This is a genomic window from Allobosea sp. GW823-FHT01F03 (assembly GCF_058798075.1).
In genome coordinates this window covers 4,164,100-4,183,328 of the sequence record NZ_CM179505.1, presented here as the reverse complement: position 1 = coordinate 4,183,328, position 19,229 = coordinate 4,164,100, and the positions used below count along the sequence as shown (strand labels likewise).

The window sequence follows — 19,229 nt, the reverse complement described above, 5'->3', positions numbered from 1 at the left end:
CCCGCGCCGGCAGCCGCTCAACCTCAGGCGGCGTAGCCCTTGACGCTGGCGAGTGCCGTCATCACCCCGCGCAACTCCGCAAGGCCGCGCAGCCGCCCGACCGCGGGATAGCCCGGGAACGAGCCCTTGCCGGCGTCGTCCAGCAGTTCATGGCCATGGTCGGGCCGCATCGGGATGCGCCAGTGTTTCCAGCCCGCGGCCTTGCGGCGGGTCTGCTCGCTCATCAGCGCGTCGACCAGCGCCACCATGTCGGTGTCGCCGCCGAGATGTTCGGCCTCCATGAAGGAGCCGTCGGGGTCCTTGGCGACATTGCGCAGATGCGCGAACCAGACCCGGTCGGCGAAGCGCCTGGCGATGGCCGGCACGTCGTTCTTCGGATTGGCGCCGAGCGAGCCGGAGCACAGGGTGAGCCCGTTCGACGGGCTGTCGACCGCGCCGAGGATGAAGGCGATGTCCTCCTCGTCCGAGCAGATCCGCGGCAGGCCGAAAAGCGGCCGTGGCGGGTCGTCCGGATGGATGCACATGCGGATGCCGACCTCTTCCGCCGTCGGGATCACCGCCTCGAGGAAGCGCTTGAGATTGGCACGCAGGCGCTCATGGCTCATGCCACGATAGCGCTCCAGCATGCGCTTCAGCCCCGGCACGTCATAGCGGTCATAGGCGCCGGGCAGGCCCGCCATGATGTTGGCGAGGAGGCGGGCGCGATCAGCCTCGGAGGAGCGCTCGAACCAGGCTTTTGCCTTGTCCATCACCGCGGCCGGGTGGCCCTGATCGGCGCCCGGACGCTGCAGCATGAAATGGTCGACGACGACATATTCGTGCAGGTTGAAGCGCAGGGCCGTGCCGCCTCCGGGCAGGGGCTCGGCGAGTTCGGTGCGGGTCCAGTCGAGCACCGGCATGAAATTGTAGCAGATCACCTCGAGCCCGCAGGCGGCGAGGTTGCGCATCGACTGGCGGTAATTGGCGAGGACCGGCTCGAGATCGCCTTCGCCGATCTTGACGCTTTCATGGATCGGCAGGCTCTCGACCACCGACCAGCGCAGGCCGAGGCTCTTGTCGGCCTCGATGATCGCCTTGCGCTTCTCGATCTCCTCGACGCTCCAGACCACGCCATAGGGGATCTGGTGCAGGGCGTTGACGATGCCGCGCGCGCCCGCCTGCCGCGCCTGAGCAAGAGTCACCACATCGTCCGGGCCGAACCAGCGCCAGCTCTGTTCCATTGTCGGGTGTCCTCTTGCGGGCTCTGTCGTTGCCGTCTCAGGCGGGCTTGTTCAGGCCGCCGGTGGCGGCGAAGGCGTCGACCTGGTTGCGCGCGATGGTCTCGATCGCGTCGAACACGGTGCGCAGATGCGCCCGCATGGTCGTCTCGGCCGCCGCCTCGTCGCCGGCGCTGACCGCGGCGGCGATCTGCCGATGCTCGGAGAGGATCATGTCGGACCAGCCGCTCGTCTCCAGCGACAGGCAGCGCACCCGGTCGAGCTGCGCCTTGACGCCCTCGATCAGCCCCCAGACCGAAGGATGGCCGGAAAGGCGCGAAAGCTCGGCATGGAAGGCCTCGTCGCTGCGGAAGAAGCCGGCGCGGTCTCCGGCCGCGAGTGCCTGTTCCTGCTGGCGGATCAATTGCGCGAGGCTGGTCTTGCCCTCCGCGTCGATGCGCTGAGCGGCGAGGGCGACAGTGCGGCACTCCAGCGTCTCGCGCACGAACTGGCTGTCATAGACGGCGGCAAGGTCGATGGGTGCGACGAAGGTGCCGACCTGCGGGACGACCAGCAGGAAACCCTCCTCGACCAGCCGCTTGAAGGATTCGCGCACGGGCGTGCGGCTGACGCCGAACTGCAGCGCCATGCGTGCTTCGGAAATCGCTTCCCCCGGGCGCAGCACCGCGTTCAGTATGTCGCTCCGCAAGGCGCGATGGATCTGCTCCGTGGTCTGCCGTGCTGCTGCGATGCCCATTGCCAAGCTCTTGTTCACTAGTATACTAGGATACTGGTCGAGGCAGGGAGGCGTCAACTCCGAATGCCTTGCGTGCGATAAGGGCCGGACAGGGGCCGGCACAAGATGGCCGGCGCCGGTTTCGGCGCAAGCAAAGAAGCGGCAAAGCCGCCGCGAGGAGGGAAACATGGTCCAGGACAGCATCAACAGGCGTACGTTCCTTGGCGGCGTCGCCGGTGTGGCCGGGCTGGCGCACGCGCCGGCCGCTTTCGCCCAGCAGCTCAAGCTGCCGTCATCGCCGCTCGGGATCAGCATCATCGATGTTGGCGGTGCGCTCGCTTTGGTGCAGCAGCCGCTGGAGAACTACGCCAAGGCGAACCCCAAGCTCGTTTCGCGCATGACCTTCACCAAAGCGCCGGCGCCCGAATTGCCGGCCAAGCTGAAGGCACAGCAGGCGGCCGGCCGCGTCGATATCGACTTCGTCATCGGTGGTCTCGACGTGCTCTCCGCCGGCATCGACCAGAAGCTCTGGGTCGAATTGCTGCCGCGCTTCGCGGCCGAGCTGCCGAAGCCCGAGGAGATCTTCCTCAAGCCAGCGCTCGCCATGCACAATCTCGGGGCGGGGCAGGGGATGGCGATGGTCTATTATCCGTCCGGCCCGCTGCTCGAATACATGCCCGACAAGGTCAAGACTCCGCCGACCACCGCGCAGGAGTTGCTCGACTGGACCAAGCAGAACAAGAACCGCTTCCTCTATGCCCGCCCGGCCAACTCCGGGCCCGGTCGCACCTTCATCATGGGCCTGCCCTACATCCTCGGCGACAGCGACCCCAAGGACCCGGCCAAGGGCTGGGACAAGACCTGGGCCTATCTCAAGGCGTTGGGCGAGAACATCGAGTACTATCCGGGCGGCACCGGTGCGACGATGAAGGAGCTCGGCGACGGCACCCGCGACATCATCGTCTCGACAACCGGCTGGGACATCAATCCGCGCGTCCTCGGCGTCGTGCCGAAGGAAGCCAAGATTCAGACGCTGAAGGGCTTCCACTGGGTCACCGACGCCCAGTACATGATGATCCCCAAGGGCGTCTCCGACGAGAAGCTCGCCGTGCTGCTCGACCTGATCCGCCACATGCTGACGCCGCAGCAGCAGGCCTACACCTATGACGAGGGCTATTTCTATCCGGGTCCGGCGGTGAAGGACGTGCCGCTGTCGATGGCGCCGGAATCGAGCCAGAAGGCGATCCAGGAATATGGTCGCCCGGAATACGAGAAGCTGATCGCCGAGAATCCGATGGAAACCCCGCTCGATCCCGACAAGATGGTCGTCGCCTTCCGCATGTGGGACGAGCAGGTCGGCGGCGCCAAGCGCAAGTAACCTGCCCCCTCCGCTACCCGACAGGCCGGTCCTTGACCGGCCTGTCGCCTTGCTGTCGCCTGTCTCCGGACGCCCGCCGTCCGTCCGAACCAGATGGTCCACATGACGATACATGCTGCGAACTTCCGCGAACTCAGGCTCGACCGGCTCTGCCGCGATTTCGGCAGCCACAACGCCGTCAAGGACGTCTCGCTGACCATCCGGCAGGGCGAATTCATCGCGCTGCTCGGCCCTTCCGGCTGCGGCAAGTCGACGACGCTGAATCTGATCGCGGGCCTCCTGCCGGCGACCGGGGGCGGCATCTGGCTCGACGAGAAGCGCATCGATCCGTTGCGCCCCGAAGAACGCGGCTTCGGCATGGTCTTCCAGAGCTACGCGCTCTTCCCGCATATGAGCGTGCGCAAGAATATCGGCTTCGGCCTGAAGATGCGCGGCATGCCTAAGGCCGAGAGCGAGAGCCGCGTCGCCGAGGCGGTGGCGCTGGTTCGGCTTCAGGGCCAGGAGGACAAGCTCCCCGGCCAGCTTTCCGGCGGTCAGCAGCAGCGCGTCGCCATCGCTCGTGCCATCGCCGTGCAGCCGCCGCTCGTGCTGATGGACGAGCCGCTCTCCAATCTCGACGCCAAATTGCGCCTGGAAATGCGCGCCGAGATTCGGCGCATTCACAACACGCTCGGCGCCACCACCATCTATGTCACGCACGACCAGGAGGAGGCGCTCTCGCTCGCCGACCGGATCGTCGTGATGCGCGATGGCGAAATCCGCCAGGTCGGCGGGCCCGAGGACCTGTTCTCGCGGCCCGACCATCTCGATGTCGCCGAGTTCATGGGCTTCCGCAACAAGGTCTCCGGCAAGGTGGCGAGCGTCGCCGGCGATCTCGCGACCGTGACGATCGGCAATGTCGGCGTCACCGGCCGTGTTCGCACCAAGGCGGCGGCCGGCGAGAGCGCCCATCTCTCGATCCGTCCCGAGGATCTGCATCCTGTGCCGGAGGGCGGGGAGGGGCTCGAGGCGAAGGTCGTCTCGACCGAGTTCCATGGCCGCGAATTCGTCGGCTTCGCCCGCATGGCCGACGATACGCCGCTGACCTTCCTGGCCGATCGGCGCATCGCGCCGGGCACGGACATCCGTCTCGCCGCCGACAAGGAGCGGGTGCTGGTTTTCGGGGGCGCCGCATGAGCCCGGCCTCTCCCGATATCCCGTTCTCGCAGCGCCTTGCCGCGCGCGGCCTCGACGGGCTGACCCTGCTCGTCCTGCCGGCGGTGATCTTCCTGCTGGCGCTTTTCGTCTATCCGTTCTTCTACGGGCTGTTCCTCTCCTTCACGCCCAAGGCCGGCGGGGCGCTGGCGAACTATCAGCGCTTCTTCTCCGATTCCTTCCTCTACGGGACGATCGCGACCACGCTCTGGCTCGCCTTGCCGGTGACGATCGTGACGCTGCTGCTCGCCATCCCGATCGCCTTCCGCGTCCGGCTGATGAAGAACCAGCGCCTGCTCACCACCATCCTGGTGATCCCGATCACGCTCGGCACCGTGCTGGTCGCCCAGGGGCTGCTGAACTATCTCGGCCCGCAGGGCTGGTTCAACCGTACGCTGATGACGATCGGCCTGATTTCCTCGCCGGTGAAGCTGCTGCACAATTACTGGGGCGTGATGCTCTCGCTGGTGATCACCGGCTTCCCCTTCACCTTCCTCCTGACCCTGTCCTATCTCACCGGCGTCGACCCGGCGCTGGAACAGGCGGGCGCGACGCTCGGCGCCGGTCCCTGGCAGCGCTTCAAGCACATCCTCTTTCCGCTGCTGCTGCCCGGGCTCGCGATCACCTTCTGCCTCAGCTTCGTGCAGGCCTTTTCGGTCTTTCCCTCGGCGGTTCTGCTCGGAGCGCCGGCGGGGCCGACCCGCGTGATCTCGATTGCGGCCTATCAGGCGGCCTTCGAGGAATACGACTACTCCATGGCTTCGGCTGTCGCGATGATCATGGGGCTCGTCCAGCTCGCCATCGTCGTCGCGGTTCTGGGTTTGCGCGGGATGCTCTATCGCGGTCCGGCCGGCGGCGGAAAGGGCTGATCCGATGGTCAAGGATACACGTCTCTCGACCAAGCTCTGGGCCGCGGCCAACTGGACGCTGATCGGCTTCTTCATCGTCAACCTGTTCGCGATGATCGCGACGGTGCTCACCAGCTCGTTCTCGACGCGCTGGCTGCGCTCCTGGCTGCCCGATGGCTGGACCACGCGCTGGTACGGCGCCGCCTGGGCGGAATTCCAGCTCGGCGACGTGCTGACGGTCACCTTCCAGATCGTCTTCCTCGTCGTCTTCCTCTCCGGGCTGATCGGCGTGCCGGCCGCCTATGCGCTGGCGCGGCGCGATTTCCCCGGCAAGAAGCTGGTCATGCTGCTCTTCCTGCTGCCGCTCCTGGTGCCGCCCATCACCTTCGGCATCCCGCTGGCGACGGTGCTCTACCGGACCGGGCTCGCCGGCTCGATGTCGGGTGTCGTGCTGGCCAATCTCGTGCCGACCGTGCCCTTCGTCATCCTGGTGATGATCCCGTTCATCGAGCAGATCGACACCAAGATCGAGGCGGCGGCGCGGGTCTTCGGCGCCAACACCTTCAAGCTCTTCATCGATGTCCTGCTGCCGCTCTTGATGCCCGGCATCCTCGCCGCGCTCCTGCTCGTGCTGGTCAGGACCATCGCGATGTTCGAGCTGACCTTCCTCACGGCCGGCCCGACCAGCCAGACGCTGGTGGTGGCGCTCTATTACGCGGTCTTCGCCGCCGGCGTGCGCGCCGTGCAGTCGATCGACGCCATGGCGGTGATCTACATGGCGACGACGCTGATCTGGCTCGTCATCGCGCTGCGCTTCGTCAATCCGACGCAGATCGTGGCCAGGGCGAAGCGGTGACGGCGTTCTCTGGCCCGTTTCCAAGGCGGGTCGTCCCGGACAAGCCGCGTCAGCGGCGCCGATCCGGGATCCATGCCTGAACCGTTCCGGCATGGGTCCCGGGTCTTCGCTCGCTCGCCCGGGACGGCCTGCTTCCGTATCGAGCAGATGTTCGGCTGGTTGATGGTGTGATCGGCTGGCCCGATGTTCAGCCCTCATCCTGAGGAGCGCCGCAGGCGCGCCTCGAAGGATGTTCCAGATGCCTCCGGAACCTCCTGGAGCATCCTTCGAGACGCCATTCCCTAAGGAATGGCCCCTCAGGATGAGGGCCGAGGCAATAATGATTGGCTCTGATCGCCATGCATGGCCGCCGACCGACAAAACCGGCTGCCGGGGCTTGCGGTGTGGCGCGCAGTGGTGAAGCTCGGACAAAATCAGCCGAGGAAGTGCCAGCATGTTTCTCACCAATTCCGACATGGTCGAGCTGATCGAGCTCAGGCATGCGCTGCACCGCAAGCCGGAGGTGTCGGGCGAGGAGCGCGAAACGGCGCGGACGATCATCGGCTTCCTGGCTCCGAGCGCGCCCGACCGGGTGGTGACCGGGATCGGCGGCCATGGCGTCGCCGCGATCTATGAGGGCAGCGAGCCGGGGCCGACTGTGCTGGTCCGGGCCGAGCTCGATGCGCTCCCGATCGAGGAACTCTCCGGCGTGCCGCACTCATCGCAGGTGCCGGGCAAGGGCCATCTCTGTGGCCATGACGGCCATATGACCATCCTTGCCGCGCTCTCGCGCGGGCTCGGGCGCCAGAGGCCACAGCGGGGCAGGGCGATCCTGATGTTCCAGCCGGCCGAGGAAACCGGCGCGGGCGCCGCGGCGGTCATCGCCGATCCGAAGTTCAAGGAGATCGTGCCGGACTTTTCGTTCTCGCTGCACAACAAGCCGGGTATGCCGCTCGGCGCCATCCGTCTGTCCGAGGGGGCTGCGAACTGCGCCTCGCGCGGCCTCAAGATCGTGCTGAACGGCCGCACCTCGCATGCGGCGACGCCGGAACATGCGATCTCGCCGATGAAGGCGCTCGCCCGTTTGCTGCCGGAACTGACGGCCCTTGGTCCGGGCGGGGCGCTCGATGCCAATTACCGGCTCGTCACCGTCACCCATGCCAGCATGGGTGAGCAGGCCTTTGGAATCACGCCCGGCCGCGCCGAGATCTGGGCGACGCTGCGGACCCTGAACGATGCGCTGATGGGCGCGCTCTGCGCCGAAGCGGAAGCATTGGCGCGCGAGGCCGCCGTCGCCGGCGGGCTCTCGGTCTCCATGAACTACTTCGACGTCTTCCATCACTGCGAGAACCATCCCGAGGCGGTGGCGCATCTGCGCCGCGCGCTTGACGATGAGGGCATCGCCCATGGCGAGACGCTGCCGCAGCGCGGCTCCGAGGATTTCGGCCTGTTCGGCCGCTCCTCGAAATCGGCGATGTTCCTGCTCGGCTCCGGCGAGGATACGCCGCCCCTGCACAATCCCGATTACGACTTTCCCGACGCGCTGATCGCGCCGGGCGCCCGCGTCTTCATGCGCACGATCCGGAATCTTCTGGGTTAGTTGGAGATCGTCATGCTCGGGGCTGCGCCCGAGCATGACGAGCCCAGGCTGGATCGTGTATGCGCACCGGTACCGCCGCCACGAGGGACCCCATGCGTAGGATCAGGATCATCGGCATCGGCGCCGGCAACCCGGAGCATCTGACGCTCCAGGCGGTCAGGGCGCTGAACGAGGTCGATGTCTTCTTCGTGCCCGACAAGGGCGAGGAGAAGGCGGCTTTGCGCGAGCTGCGCGAGGAGATCTGCCGGCGCTATATAGAGAAGCAGGATTACCGCATGGTGCCGCTGCGCGTGCCGCAGCGTGCTGCCGCGGGCTCCGACTATCGCGGCAGCGTCGATGACTGGCATGCGGCGCTGGCCGAATCCTATGAGCGGCTCTTCAGCGAGGAGCTCGGCGAAGGCGAGGTCGGCGGCCTGCTCGTCTGGGGCGATCCGGCACTCTATGACAGCACGCTGCGGATCATCGAGGCGGTGCGCGCCCGCGGCTTTGCTCTCGACTACGACGTGATCCCCGGAATCAGCAGCGTCCAGGCGCTGGCGGCTGCGCATCGGCTGGTATTGAACCGGATCGGCGAGCCGGTGTTGATCACCACCGGCCGGAAGCTCGCCGAGAGCGGCATGCCGGGGGATCAGGGCAGCGTCGTCGTCATGCTCGATGGCGAGCAGGCCTTCGCGAAGATCCCGCCGGAGGGGCTGGACATCTACTGGGGAGCTTATCTCGGCGCGGAGGAGGAAATCCTCGCTTCCGGCCCGCTCGCCGAGGTCGCAGGGGAGATCGCGGAGCGCCGCGCCGAGGCTCGCGCCAGCCATGGCTGGATCATGGACACCTATCTGCTTCGCCGGAAGGGCTGATGCCGAGAGCCGGAGCCAATGCCGGCCCGGCGGGAAACGGCTGGCTGCATCCGTCGCGCCGCTTCGCATCCGCAGCGAACTGGGCTAGTTTGTCTAAAATCTGAGATTCTACGCGACGACAGGGCCGACCCGATGGCTATCCGCTTCGACGAGATCGGCCACCGGCTGAAGGCCTACCGGCTCGGGCGCGGGCTTCTGGCCGAGGAAGTCGCCGAGCGGCTCGGCATTTCGCGCGCCGCAGTCTACCGCATCGAGGCCGGCGGCGTCGTCAAGATCGAGACGCTCGAGCGGCTGGCGACGGTCCTCGAGACCACGGTGGCGTCGCTGCTCGGGGCAGGGGTCGAATATTATGCCAGCCCTGTCGCCTATTTCGAGCGCATGCGGCAGATCGAGGAAGAGGCAGACCAGGTCGTCGCCCATTTCCCGCCGCTCTCCTATCTGCTGACCTCCGGCGACTACGCTTCCTATCTCCGGCGGACGCTGGTCGAGGCCCTGCCGCCCCATGTCGAGGACCGCGACAAGGCCGAGGGTGAGATCGACGCGGTCATCGCCATCCTCGACGAGCGCCGCAAGGCGCGCGAGCGTCGCCGGCTCAGCGTCGTCAATTTCGTCAACGTGCTGGAGATCGAGCGTTGGCTGAAGCTCGGCATCGTCGGCCGCTTCAACCTTCCCGAGGATGAGCTCGCCCGGCGGCGTCTCGCGGCGCGGGCCGAGGTCGAGCATCTCCTGGCGCTGATCGAGAGCGAGCCGATGGGCATCCAGATCGGGCTGATCGAGGAAACCCTGCCGAACATGACTTTCCAGCTGTTCCGGACCGCCGAGAAGACGCTGCTCGGCCTGAGCCCGTTCCGGCTCGGCGGTGAATTGCCGAATATCCGCTCCGGCATCGCCATGCTCACGGCGGATGAGCAGCCGGTCAGGCTCTATGAGGCGCTGGCCGAGGATCTCTGGCGCCGGGCGCTGAAGGGCAGCGAGGCCGGGGCCGTGCTGCGCGCCGTGCTGGCGCGCTCCGGCGCGACAGTCGAGCGCGTGCCGGACCTTTCCTCAGCCAGCCTCTGATTCCGGCAGGCGCAGCGCCGCGCGGGCGACCTGTTCGAGGGCTTCATACGGGTTTGCGCAGCGGATCGCGCCGTCTACCGCCGGTGCGCCCTCCAGCAGGAAGACCGGGCGTCCGAACTGCAGCGCGAAGGCGATCTCGGACAGCGTGCCATAGCCGCCACCGATCGCGATCAGGCTGTGCGCGGCGCGCGCGATCAGGGCGTTGCGCGCGACACCGATTCCGGTTGCGAGCGGCACGGTGACATAGGGATTGGCGGCTTCCGGCTCGGTGTCGGGCAGCAGCCCGATCGAGAGGCCGCCACCTTCGGCGACGCCGCGGCAGACGGCTTCCATCACGCCGGCGCGCCCACCGCATAGCACCGTCAGGCCGTGCCGGGCGAGCAGGAGGCCGGTCTGTTCGGCCGCCTGCTCCTGTGCCTGCGTGGGTGTCCGCGTGCCGATCACCGCGACCGGCGTGCGCAAGGGCCGGCCGCTGCCATGCTGGAGCCAGTGCAGGGCCTGCGTCGGCGAGACTGGCTCGCCGTCAGCAGTCGCACCGTCCGGCTGCCATTGCCGCGTGGCGGCATCGAAGTTGCCGCCACGGTCGTCGCCGAGGCGGCCATGCGCCCGATCGAGGATGAGGCGCATGGCGTGGTGGCTCAGCCCTGCTTGGCCTGGTTGAAGTCCGAGATTCCGCCATGCGCAGCCGACCACTTGGCCGGCTCGTTGAGGAAGCTCTCGACCTCGTCGAGCACCTTTGGCTCGAAATGGCCGCTCGCCTTGGCGACCTTGAGCACGTCCCACCAGGTGGTGAGATAGTGCAGGCCGACGCCGATCTCCTTCATCATCTCGCGGCCCTGCGGGAAGATGTCGTAGTAGAACAGCACGAAGCAATGATCGACCTTGGCGCCAGCGTCGCGCAGCGCCTTGCAGAAATTCACCTTGCTGCCGCCATCGGTGGCGAGGTCCTCGACCAGCAGCGTGCGTGCGCCCTCGACCACCTCGCCTTCGATCTGCGCATTGCGGCCGAAGCCCTTGGGCTTCTTGCGCACATACTGCATCGGCAGCGCCAGCCGGTCGGAGATCCAGGCGGCGAAGGGGATGCCGGCCGTCTCGCCGCCGGCGACGATGTCGATCGACTCATAGCCGATGTCGCGCACGATCGTGGTCGCGGCGAAGTCGATTAGAGAGGAGCGCAGCCGCGGGAAGGAAATGATCTTGCGACAGTCGATATAGACCGGGCTTGCCCAGCCCGAGGTGAAGATGAAGGGCTTGTCCTTGTAGAAATGGACGGCCTTGATTTCGAGCAGCATCTTGGCCGCCTCGAGGGCGATCGTGTCCCTGTCGACCGGCATGTAGAGATTGGGCATGGTCTTCTTCTCCAGGGGCTGAGCGCCATCGTTCGCCGGCTGAGGCGTTCGGGCGGGGCAATGTCGGGCTCGCAAACGGCCCCTTCTCAGCGCGATGACGGTCGAGGTCAATCCCTGAATCGCGCTCCGACACGGCGATGCTTGTGGAAACCCCGCCGCTTTCCGAAAGTGTCGCAAAATTGAGATTTAGGATTGCAAATGAGATAGTGCCGTGACAATCATGCCGCCGTGCAGCGCGGAGGGGCTATGTCTCGCGCAGCGGTGAGCTTCTCGCGGCAGGCCCTAGCGGTCGGCCGTCAAGTGACGCAGAAGCGTCCGGAGAAGATGGGTGCACGCCCAAACTCCTAGGGACGGCAGGCAGCGGCACGCACGGGGCGTGCCCTGATGCATTTGCGTTCCTGTGCACGTCATCAGAAGCCAGACAGGGGACTCCGCCGTGAGTGACAACCAGGCCGCAACCGCCGGCTCAATCGCCCATTCCGCACCGACAGAGGTCGACAGCAAGGCCAGGAAGGCTCTCTGGGGCTCGGCCATCGGCTATGCCATGGACGGCTTCGATCTCCTGATCCTCGGCTTCATGCTGCGGGCGATCTCGGCCGATCTCAATCTGACCCAGGCGCAGGGCGCCTCGCTCGTCACCGCGACGCTGGTCGGCGCCGTGATCGGCGGTATCGGCTTCGGTATGCTCTCGGACCGGCTCGGCCGCGTGCGCGTGCTGACCTGGACCATCGTCCTCTTCGCCGTCTTCACCGGCATGTGCGCCCTCGCGCAGGGCTATTGGGATCTCCTGATCTACCGCACCATCGCCGGCCTCGGCCTTGGCGGCGAGTTCGGCATCGGCATGGCGCTCGTCGCCGAGGCCTGGCCGGCTTCGAAGCGCGCCCGCGCCTCCTCCTATGTCGGCCTCGGCTGGCAGGTCGGCGTGCTCGCCGCGGCGATCGCGACCCCGCTGCTGCTGCCGACGATCGGCTGGCGCGGCATGTTCGCCATCGGCGTGCTGCCGGCGATCGCCGCCTATTTCATCCGCCATTCGCTGCATGAGCCGGACGTCTTCGTCGCCCGCACCAAGGACAAGCCGAAGGAATCCGCGCTGCGTGCCCTGGTCAAGGATTGGGACACCACCAAGCTCAGCCTCGGCATGGTCATCCTCTGCTCGGTCCAGAACTTCGGCTATTACGGCGTGATGATCTGGTTGCCGAACTATCTGGCGACCCGCTTCGGCTTCGCCCTGACCCAGTCGGCCGTCTGGACCTCGGTCACCATCGCCGGCATGGCGCTCGGCATCTTCGCCTTCGGCCATATCGCCGACCGGATCGGCAGGCGCCCGGCCTTTTTCGGTTACATGCTCGGCGCCGCCGTGATGGTCGTGGTCTATTCGCGACTGACCGACCCGATCCATCTCCTGATCGGCGGCGCGGTGATGGGCTTCTTCGTCAACGGCATGCTCGGCGGCTATGGCGCGCTGATCAGCGAGCTCTTCCCGACCACGGCCCGCGCCACCGCCCAGAACGTGCTGTTCAATATCGGGCGCGGCGTCGGCGGCTTCGGACCGGTCGTGGTTGGCGCGATCGCCGCCACCTACAGCTTCGAGCTCGCGATCGGCCTTTTGGCGACGCTCTACGTGCTCGACATCCTGGCCATGTGGCTGCTGATCCCCGAGCGCCGCGGCGCCGAGCTCTCCTGAGCCGCTGAAAGGAGCGAGCCATGTCGATGCAACCGCTTCACCAGGGCTCGCTCGCCGCCACGACAGGCGGCGCGGGAGCCGCGGCTTCCTGCGCCTCCTGGAAGGCCAGCGTCGTCGCGGAACTCGCCGAGGTCGTCTCGCATGAGGCGGTCAACGGCGAATACCGCCACCTCGTCGTCGGCTGCAGCGCCGAGGCCGCTGCGGCCGAGCCGGGGCAGTTCTTCCAGCTGCTCTGCCCCCAGCCGGTCGGCGAGCAGCCCTTCCTGCGCCGCCCGATGAGCCTCTACGGGGCGGATCCGAAGAAGCGCCAGGTCGAGTTCCTCTACAAGGTGACGGGCGCCGGCACCCGCGGCCTCGACACGCTGCGGGTCGGCGACCGGCTCGACATCATGGGGCCGCTCGGTACTGGTTTTACGCTCGATCCCTCCTGGCGCAGCATCGTCGCGGTCGGCCGTGGCGCCGGCCTTGCGACGCTCGCTCCGCTGGCGAAGGCGGCCAAGGCCAACGGCACACGCGTCACCGCGGTGTTCAGCGCCCGCCGGCCGGACCTGCTCGTCTCGGTCGATCTCTTCCACAGCCATGGTGCCGACGTCATCGCCGTCACCGATTCCGAATCGACCAGCGGTCCGGCCAATGTCGAGCGCATCCTGCGCAGGCTGATCGCCGACGGGGCCTGCGATGCCTTCTTCACCTGCGGCTCGAGCCGGCTGATGCGCGTGCAGCAGCGGTTGGCGCAGGAATTCGGCCTGCCCGGCCAGGTCGCGATGGAGCAGCAGATGGCCTGCGGAATCGGGCTCTGCTACTGCTGCGTGCGCGACTTCAACGTCAATGGCGAGATCGTCAACCGGCGCGTCTGCTGGGACGGCCCGGTCTTCGACCTGATGGAGGCGCTGCCATGAGCCTGACGTCGGAGGTCGATCTCTCGGTCGCCATTGGCGGTCTGACCCTGCGCAATCCGGTCATGCCGGCCTCCGGCACCTTCGCCGAAGGGCTGGAGAAGGTGATGGACTTCAACCGGCTCGGCGCCTTCGTCACCAAGACGATCACCCGCGAGCTGCGCGCCGGAAACCCGCTGCCGCGCGTCGTCGAGCGGCCGGGCAGCCTGATCAATGCGATCGGCATCCCCTCCAAGGGCGTGCGCTATTTCGTCGAGCAGACGATGCCGCATTATGCGGCCTATGACACGCCGCTGGTGGTGAGCATTTCGGCGCCGACCGCCGAGGGCTTCGCCAGCCTCGCCGCCGAGCTCTCGATCCCCGGCATCGCCGCGATCGAGGCCAATATCTCCTGTCCGAACATCGAGGAGGACGGCAAGGCCTTCGCGATGCGCGCCGAATCCACCGAGAAGGTGACGCGGCAATTGCGCGAGGCGACGAACCTGCCGCTCTGGGTCAAGCTGACGCCCAATACCGGCGACGTGCCGGAGGTGGCGCGTGCCGCGGAAGCCGCCGGCGCCGATGCGGTGGTGGTCGCCAACACGATTCTGTCGATGGCGATCGACCTCAAGACCTTCAAGCCCTGCCTCGGCAACATCATGGGCGGGCTCTCCGGCCCGGCGATCAAGCCGATCGTGCTGCGCCAGGTCTTCCAATGCGCCAAGGCGGTGAAGATCCCGGTGATCGGCTGCGGCGGCATCTCCACCGCCGAGGACGCGATCGAATACATGCTCGCCGGCGCCAGCGCCGTGCAGGTCGGTACTGCGACCTTCCTGCAGCCGGCGGCGATGACCACGATCATCGACGGTCTCAGGAGCTTCTGCCTGCATCGCGAGATCCCGCGCATCACCGATCTGATCCGCGGCGTCGTCATCGAGGAAGCCGACGAGCCGGACCTCGCCTGGCTGGATCCCGTATCGTGACCGCGCACCCTGCCAATCTGAGCAACGTCTTCAGTGGTGACGAGGGCGACCGCGTCCTGTCCGAGGCCCTGTTCGACTGTTTGCGCGAGGCGACGGGCGACGGTGTCGGCATCACCCGCGAAGCCTATAGCGAGCGCGAATCCCTGGCGCTCGATCTCGTCGAGGCCAAGGCGCGTGAGCTCGGTCTCGCGACCGAGCGCGACGCCGGCGCCAATCTGGTGATGACGCTGGAAGGCGCCGAGCCGGAGCTGCCCTTCCTGGCCTGCGGCTCGCATCTCGATTCGGTGCCGCAGGGCGGCAATTTCGACGGTGCGGCCGGTGTCATTGCCGGGCTCGCCATCATCGCCCGCTTCAGGGAAGAGGGCTTCGTGCCGCGCCGGACCATCAAGGTCTATGCGCTGCGCGGCGAGGAAAGTGCCCGTTTCGGCAAGGCCTATATGGGTTCGAGCGCGCTGTTCGGGAAACTCACCGCCGCCGATCTCGCGGTGCGCGACCATGCCACCGGCCGAAACCTGGCGCAGTGCATGGCCGATATCGGAGTCGACATGGCCCGGGTCGAGAAGGGCGAGCCCTTGCTCGATCCCGCGACCGTCGCGGCCTGGATCGAACTGCATATCGAGCAGGGACCGGTGCTGGTCGCGCGCGATCTGCCGGTCGGCATCGTCACCGGCATCCGCGGCAATGTCCGCCATCGCAGCGTCGAATGCATCGGCGAGGCCGGCCATTCCGGCGCGGTGCCGCGTTGGCTCCGGCGCGACGCGGTCTTCGCGACGGCCGAGCTGATCACTCATCTCGACCGGCACTGGCGCACCCTGCTGGAGCGCGGCCGCGACGTGGTGGTGACGGCCGGCGTGCTCGGCACCGACCCGCAGGAGCACGCCATCGCCCGGATTCCCGGCAAGGTCAGCTTCTCCTTTGAGGTGCGCAGCCAGAATCGCGAGACGCTGGAGGCGTTCTACGACCTGTTCCTCTCGGAATGCCGGCTGGTCGGCGAGGAGAGGGGGGTCGAATTCAGCTTCGACCGCCGCCTCGAATCGGCCCCGGCGGTAATGGATACTGGCTGGATCGCCCGGCTCAAGGCGGCGGCGCGCGGGCTCGGCCTTCCCGACGAGGAGATTCCGAGCGGCGCCGGCCATGATGCGGCGGTCTTCGCCAATGCCGGTATCCCGAGTGCGATGATCTTCGTGCGTAACGAGCACGGATCGCATAATCCCAGGGAAGCGATGGCGATCGATGATTTCCTAGCCGGCATTGCGGTGATGCGGGCGGCCATCCGGGAGGCGGTACAATGAGCGTTTCGCAACTCTTCGACGGTGCGCCGGCTGCGGATGCGGAGGCGCCGGTTTCGCTCACCATTCGCCGGCCCGATGACTGGCACGTCCATCTGCGCGATGGCGCCATGCTGAAGGCGGTGCTGCCCTTCACCGCCGCCCAGTTCGCCCGCGGCATCATCATGCCGAACCTCGTGCCGCCGGTGACGACCATCGCCGCGGCGGCCTCCTATCGCGAGCGCATCCTCGCCGCCCGTCCGGAAGGCTGCGATTTCATCCCGCTGATGACCTGCTACCTCACCGACACCACCGTGCCGGACGAGATCGAGCGCGGCTTCCGGGAGGGTGTCTGGGCCGCCGCCAAGCTCTATCCGGCCGGCGCCACCACCAACGCCCACCACGGCGTCACGAATATTCCCAAGCTCGCTCCCGTGCTGGAGCGCATGGAGAAGATCGGCATGCCCGTCCTCGTCCATGGCGAGGCGACGGACCCCGAGGTCGACATATTCGACCGCGAGGCGGTGTTCATGGAGCAGGAGATGCTGCCCCTGCTGAAGCGCCATCCCGGGCTCAAGGTCGTGATCGAGCATGTCACCACCGCCGAGACGGTCGCGATCGTCCGGGCCCATGCCGGGCGCGCCGCCGGCACGATCACCCCGCACCATCTGGTCATCAACCGCACCACGCTCTTCCAGGGCGGCCTGCGCCCGCATCTCTACTGCCTGCCGGTTGCCAAGCGCGAGAGCCACCGCCTCGCCCTCTGCGAGGCCGTCACCTCCGGCGATGCCTGCTTCTTCATCGGTACCGACACCGCCCCGCATCTGCGCGGCGCCAAGCAGGCCGAGTGCTGCTCGGCCGGCGTCTTCGGCGGCGCCACCGCGCTGCAGACCTATGTCCAGGTCTTCGACGAGGCGGGCGCGCTCGACCGCTTCGAGGCCTTCGCTTCCGAGAATGGCGCGCGCTTCTACGGCCTGCCGCTGAACGAGGGCACCATCACCCTGGAGCGCAAGCCGAGCCGGGCGCTCGCCGCCGTCGAGGTCGAGGACAGCGAGGTCGTGATCTTCCGCGGCGCCGAGAACCTGCCCTGGTCGATCGGCGAGGTGCGTCCGTGAGCGCCGGCGAGATCGGCGAGGCGGTCGCCCGGCTGCTGTTCCGGGCCGGCGCCATTCATGTCAGCCGCCAGCAGCCCTATGTGCTCGCGGCCGGCTGGGCGAGCCCGGTCTATGTCGACGTTCGCCTGCTGCTGGGCGATCCGCAATTGCGCCGCGCCGTCACCGATCTCGCCGTCCGCTATGCCGAGGCGGTCTTTCCCGCCGGCAGCTTCGATGCCGTCGCCGGGGCCGAGACCGCCGGCATTCCCTTCGCTTCCTGGTTCGCCGACCGCACCGGGCTGAAGCTGCGCTATGTCCGCAAGCGCCCGCTCGGCGTCGGCCGCAATGCCCAGGTCGAGGGCGGCCCGGTCGATGGGCTGCGCGTGCTCCTGGTCGACGATCTGACCACCGATGGCGGCAGCAAGCTCGGCTTCGCCCGCGGCCTGCGCTCGGCGGGTGCCAGCGTCGAGCACGTCCTGACGATTTTCTACCACGACGTCTTTCCGGGCGCCGGCGAGCGCCTGCAGGAGGCGGGGCTTTCCCTGCATCCGCTCGCCACCTGGGCCGATGTCCTGCGTGCCGATGCAGGCCAGGAACTCGCTGCCGAGGATCGCGCCGAGATCGAGCGCTTCCTGGCCGATCCCGTCGCCTGGTCGACCCGCCATGGCGGCCGCGTCAGCCTTTCCCCGCGCGTCTGACACGCAGGGCCTGTGATGAAGCCCAGATCCCGCAAGGATTCCGCCATGGCCGATGCCGCAGCAGCAACGCCGATCACCGCGCCGCCGCAGGCCGACAGCGTCCAGCTCGCGACGACGCAGACGATCGCGCTCGCCGAGGTCAAAACCCGCCGCGAGCATGATCTGCTCGGCGAGATCGACGTGCCGGCCGACGCCTATTGGGGCGTGCATACGCTGCGCGCCGTCGGCAATTTCCCGATCACCGGCGTGCCGGTCGGTCATTTCCCGGAATTCGTGCGGGCCTTGGCCCTGGTCAAGCAGGCGGCGGCGCGCGCCAATCGCCGCCTCGGCAACCTTCCTGCCGCGAAAGCCGAGGTGATCGAGCGTGCCTGCGACCTGATCGCGGTCGATGGCCGCTTCCACGACCAGTTCGTCGTCGATGCCGTCCAGGGCGGGGCCGGCACCTCGACCAATATGAACGCCAACGAGGTCATCGCCAACGTCGCGCTCGAGCTGATGGGCCAGGCCAAGGGCGACTACGCCGCGCTCCATCCCAATGACGACGTCAACATGGCGCAGTCGACCAATGACGCCTATCCAACAGCGCTGCGCCTCGCCGTGATCTTCGCCACCGAGCCGATGATCGCGGCGCTGGACGAGCTCGCCTTCGCCTTCAAGGCCAAGGCGGTCGAGTTCGCCGATGTGCTGAAGATCGGCCGGACCCAGCTCCAGGACGCCGTGCCGATGACGCTCGGCCAGGAATTCGACGCCTTCTTCGCCACGATCAAGGAGGATGTCTCGCGGCTGCGCGAGGCGGCGGCGCTGTTTCGCGAGGTTAATCTCGGCGCGACCGCGATCGGCACCGGCATCACCGCCGATGCGCGCTATGCCTCCCTCGCCATCGAGGAGCTGGCCCGCGCCGCCCGCCAGCCCATGGTGCCGGCGACGAACCTGATCGAGGCGACCTCCGACATGGGCGCCTTCGTGCTGTTCTCCGGCGTGCTCAAGCGCGTCGCGGTCAAGCTCTCGAAGATCTGCAACGATCTGCGCCTGCTTTCTAGCGGGCCGCGCGCCGGCTTCAGCGAGATCAGGCTGCCGGCGGTGCAGGCCGGCTCCTCGATCATGCCGGGCAAGGTCAACCCGGTGATCCCGGAAGTGGTCAACCAGGTCGCCTATCTCGTCATCGGCCACGACCTCACCGTGACGCTCTGCGCCGAGGGCGGCCAGCTCCAGCTCAACGCCTTCGAGCCGACCATCGGCTATTGCCTGCTCTCCTCGCTGCGCCATCTCACCGCCGCGGTGACGACGCTGACGACGCGTTGCGTCACCGGCATCGAGGCCGATCGCGAGCGCTGCATGGCGCTGGTCGAGGATTCGATCGGCCTCGTCACGGCGCTGGGGCCACGGCTCGGCTACGAGGCCTCCTCGCGCGTGGCGCGCCGCGCCCTCGCCGAAAAGCGCAAGGTCGCCGAGATCGTGCTCGAGGAAGGCCTGCTCAGCCGTGCCGAGCTCGACGAGCTCCTGAAGATCGAGGCGATGACGGCCCCGTCGCGCCCGAAGCCCGCCGGAAAGGCGCGGGCCTGAACGATCGGCCGCCGCAAA

18 protein-coding genes are annotated in these 19,229 nt (G+C 67.5%); 14 read left to right on the top strand and 4 right to left on the bottom strand.

What is annotated here, in order from left to right; translation table 11 throughout:
* Positions 1-23: 23 nt before the first annotated feature.
* Together uxuA and AC3RCC_RS20095 are read right to left on the bottom strand one after the other, a co-directional pair.
* Positions 24-1,220 (bottom strand): mannonate dehydratase, encoded by a 1,197-nt coding sequence (gene uxuA / locus AC3RCC_RS20100; RefSeq protein ID WP_492256370.1) that lies wholly within the window; start codon positions 1,218-1,220, stop codon positions 24-26.
* Between the two features lie 37 nt (positions 1,221-1,257).
* Entirely contained in the window at positions 1,258-1,953 is a 696-nt protein-coding gene (locus AC3RCC_RS20095) for a GntR family transcriptional regulator (RefSeq protein WP_291634944.1), read from the bottom strand.
* 166 nt (positions 1,954-2,119) lie between these two features.
* Between AC3RCC_RS20095 and AC3RCC_RS20090 the strand changes: the two genes are divergently transcribed.
* From AC3RCC_RS20090 to AC3RCC_RS20060, 7 genes are all read left to right on the top strand, one after another.
* Positions 2,120-3,310: an extracellular solute-binding protein gene (locus tag AC3RCC_RS20090; protein ID WP_452119539.1), complete on the top strand. Its 1,191-nt coding sequence runs from the start codon at positions 2,120-2,122 to the stop codon at positions 3,308-3,310.
* Between the two features lie 102 nt (positions 3,311-3,412).
* On the top strand, positions 3,413-4,486 hold the full coding sequence (locus AC3RCC_RS20085; RefSeq protein ID WP_492256369.1) for an ABC transporter ATP-binding protein: 1,074 nt from the start codon (positions 3,413-3,415) through the stop codon (positions 4,484-4,486).
* A complete protein-coding gene (locus AC3RCC_RS20080; protein WP_291634950.1) occupies positions 4,483-5,373 on the top strand; it encodes an ABC transporter permease in 891 nt (296 codons plus the stop codon). Before AC3RCC_RS20085 ends, AC3RCC_RS20080 begins: the two co-directional genes overlap by 4 nt.
* Before the next feature lie 4 nt (positions 5,374-5,377).
* A complete protein-coding gene (locus AC3RCC_RS20075; RefSeq protein WP_492256368.1) occupies positions 5,378-6,208 on the top strand; it encodes an ABC transporter permease in 831 nt (276 codons plus the stop codon).
* Positions 6,209-6,641: 433 nt separating this feature from the next.
* A complete protein-coding gene (locus AC3RCC_RS20070) occupies positions 6,642-7,787 on the top strand; it encodes an amidohydrolase (protein WP_492256367.1) in 1,146 nt (381 codons plus the stop codon).
* A 92-nt stretch (positions 7,788-7,879) separates the two neighbouring features.
* Positions 7,880-8,638: a precorrin-6A synthase (deacetylating) gene (gene cobF / locus AC3RCC_RS20065; RefSeq protein WP_492256366.1), complete on the top strand. Its 759-nt coding sequence runs from the start codon at positions 7,880-7,882 to the stop codon at positions 8,636-8,638.
* A gap of 132 nt (positions 8,639-8,770) precedes the next feature.
* Positions 8,771-9,697 carry a helix-turn-helix domain-containing protein gene (locus tag AC3RCC_RS20060; RefSeq protein ID WP_492256365.1) on the top strand — a complete coding sequence of 309 codons (927 nt, stop codon included), beginning with the start codon at positions 8,771-8,773 and terminating at the stop codon, positions 9,695-9,697.
* Here AC3RCC_RS20060 and AC3RCC_RS20055 read toward each other — a convergent pair.
* Entirely contained in the window at positions 9,683-10,324 is a 642-nt protein-coding gene (locus AC3RCC_RS20055) for a TIGR00725 family protein (RefSeq protein WP_492256364.1), read from the bottom strand. The two genes, AC3RCC_RS20060 and AC3RCC_RS20055, sit on opposite strands and share 15 nt — an antisense overlap.
* A gap of 11 nt (positions 10,325-10,335) precedes the next feature.
* A complete protein-coding gene (locus tag AC3RCC_RS20050; protein ID WP_291634963.1) occupies positions 10,336-11,046 on the bottom strand; it encodes an orotate phosphoribosyltransferase in 711 nt (236 codons plus the stop codon).
* Between the two features lie 436 nt (positions 11,047-11,482).
* On the opposite strand from AC3RCC_RS20050, the gene AC3RCC_RS20045 reads away from it, so the two are divergent.
* The 7 genes from AC3RCC_RS20045 to AC3RCC_RS20015 are packed head-to-tail and all read left to right on the top strand — an operon-like array spanning position 11,483 to position 19,211.
* On the top strand, positions 11,483-12,730 hold the full coding sequence (locus AC3RCC_RS20045; RefSeq protein ID WP_291634964.1) for an MFS transporter: 1,248 nt from the start codon (positions 11,483-11,485) through the stop codon (positions 12,728-12,730).
* A gap of 20 nt (positions 12,731-12,750) precedes the next feature.
* Entirely contained in the window at positions 12,751-13,629 is an 879-nt protein-coding gene (locus AC3RCC_RS20040) for a dihydroorotate dehydrogenase electron transfer subunit (protein ID WP_492256363.1), read from the top strand.
* The gene (locus AC3RCC_RS20035; RefSeq protein WP_291634968.1) at positions 13,626-14,588 is read left to right on the top strand and encodes a dihydroorotate dehydrogenase; all 963 of its coding nucleotides are present in this window, start codon (positions 13,626-13,628) and stop codon (positions 14,586-14,588) included. The genes AC3RCC_RS20040 and AC3RCC_RS20035 overlap by 4 nt, the downstream gene beginning before the upstream one ends.
* Positions 14,585-15,880, top strand: a complete 1,296-nt coding sequence (locus tag AC3RCC_RS20030; protein WP_492256362.1) for a Zn-dependent hydrolase — start codon at positions 14,585-14,587, stop codon at positions 15,878-15,880. The genes AC3RCC_RS20035 and AC3RCC_RS20030 overlap by 4 nt, the downstream gene beginning before the upstream one ends.
* Positions 15,877-16,971 (top strand): dihydroorotase, encoded by a 1,095-nt coding sequence (gene pyrC, locus AC3RCC_RS20025; RefSeq protein ID WP_492256361.1) that lies wholly within the window; start codon positions 15,877-15,879, stop codon positions 16,969-16,971. Before AC3RCC_RS20030 ends, pyrC begins: the two co-directional genes overlap by 4 nt.
* Positions 16,968-17,648, top strand: coding sequence for an orotate phosphoribosyltransferase (locus AC3RCC_RS20020; RefSeq protein WP_492256360.1), 681 nt, complete (start codon positions 16,968-16,970; stop codon positions 17,646-17,648). Before pyrC ends, AC3RCC_RS20020 begins: the two co-directional genes overlap by 4 nt.
* 45 nt (positions 17,649-17,693) lie before the next feature.
* Positions 17,694-19,211 carry an aspartate ammonia-lyase gene (locus AC3RCC_RS20015; RefSeq protein WP_492256359.1) on the top strand — a complete coding sequence of 506 codons (1,518 nt, stop codon included), beginning with the start codon at positions 17,694-17,696 and terminating at the stop codon, positions 19,209-19,211.
* The last annotated feature ends 18 nt before the right edge of the window (positions 19,212-19,229 follow it).

Bases quoted from the DNA above. Each gene is read 5' to 3' on its own strand.
- AC3RCC_RS20090 (WP_452119539.1), top strand. From the start codon at position 2,120: ATGGTCCAGGACAGCATCAACAGGCGTACGTTCCTTGGCGGCGTCGCC.
- AC3RCC_RS20055 (WP_492256364.1), bottom strand. From the start codon at position 10,324: ATGCGCCTCATCCTCGATCGGGCGCATGGCCGCCTCGGCGACGACCGT.
- AC3RCC_RS20095 (WP_291634944.1), bottom strand. From the start codon at position 1,953: ATGGGCATCGCAGCAGCACGGCAGACCACGGAGCAGATCCATCGCGCC.
- cobF (WP_492256366.1), top strand. From the start codon at position 7,880: ATGCGTAGGATCAGGATCATCGGCATCGGCGCCGGCAACCCGGAGCAT.
- AC3RCC_RS20015 (WP_492256359.1), top strand. From the start codon at position 17,694: ATGGCCGATGCCGCAGCAGCAACGCCGATCACCGCGCCGCCGCAGGCC.
- uxuA (WP_492256370.1), bottom strand. From the start codon at position 1,220: ATGGAACAGAGCTGGCGCTGGTTCGGCCCGGACGATGTGGTGACTCTT.
- AC3RCC_RS20050 (WP_291634963.1), bottom strand. From the start codon at position 11,046: ATGCCCAATCTCTACATGCCGGTCGACAGGGACACGATCGCCCTCGAG.
- AC3RCC_RS20085 (WP_492256369.1), top strand. From the start codon at position 3,413: ATGACGATACATGCTGCGAACTTCCGCGAACTCAGGCTCGACCGGCTC.
- AC3RCC_RS20080 (WP_291634950.1), top strand. From the start codon at position 4,483: ATGAGCCCGGCCTCTCCCGATATCCCGTTCTCGCAGCGCCTTGCCGCG.
- AC3RCC_RS20070 (WP_492256367.1), top strand. From the start codon at position 6,642: ATGTTTCTCACCAATTCCGACATGGTCGAGCTGATCGAGCTCAGGCAT.
- pyrC (WP_492256361.1), top strand. From the start codon at position 15,877: ATGAGCGTTTCGCAACTCTTCGACGGTGCGCCGGCTGCGGATGCGGAG.
- AC3RCC_RS20075 (WP_492256368.1), top strand. From the start codon at position 5,378: ATGGTCAAGGATACACGTCTCTCGACCAAGCTCTGGGCCGCGGCCAAC.
- AC3RCC_RS20060 (WP_492256365.1), top strand. From the start codon at position 8,771: ATGGCTATCCGCTTCGACGAGATCGGCCACCGGCTGAAGGCCTACCGG.
- AC3RCC_RS20040 (WP_492256363.1), top strand. From the start codon at position 12,751: ATGTCGATGCAACCGCTTCACCAGGGCTCGCTCGCCGCCACGACAGGC.
- AC3RCC_RS20035 (WP_291634968.1), top strand. From the start codon at position 13,626: ATGAGCCTGACGTCGGAGGTCGATCTCTCGGTCGCCATTGGCGGTCTG.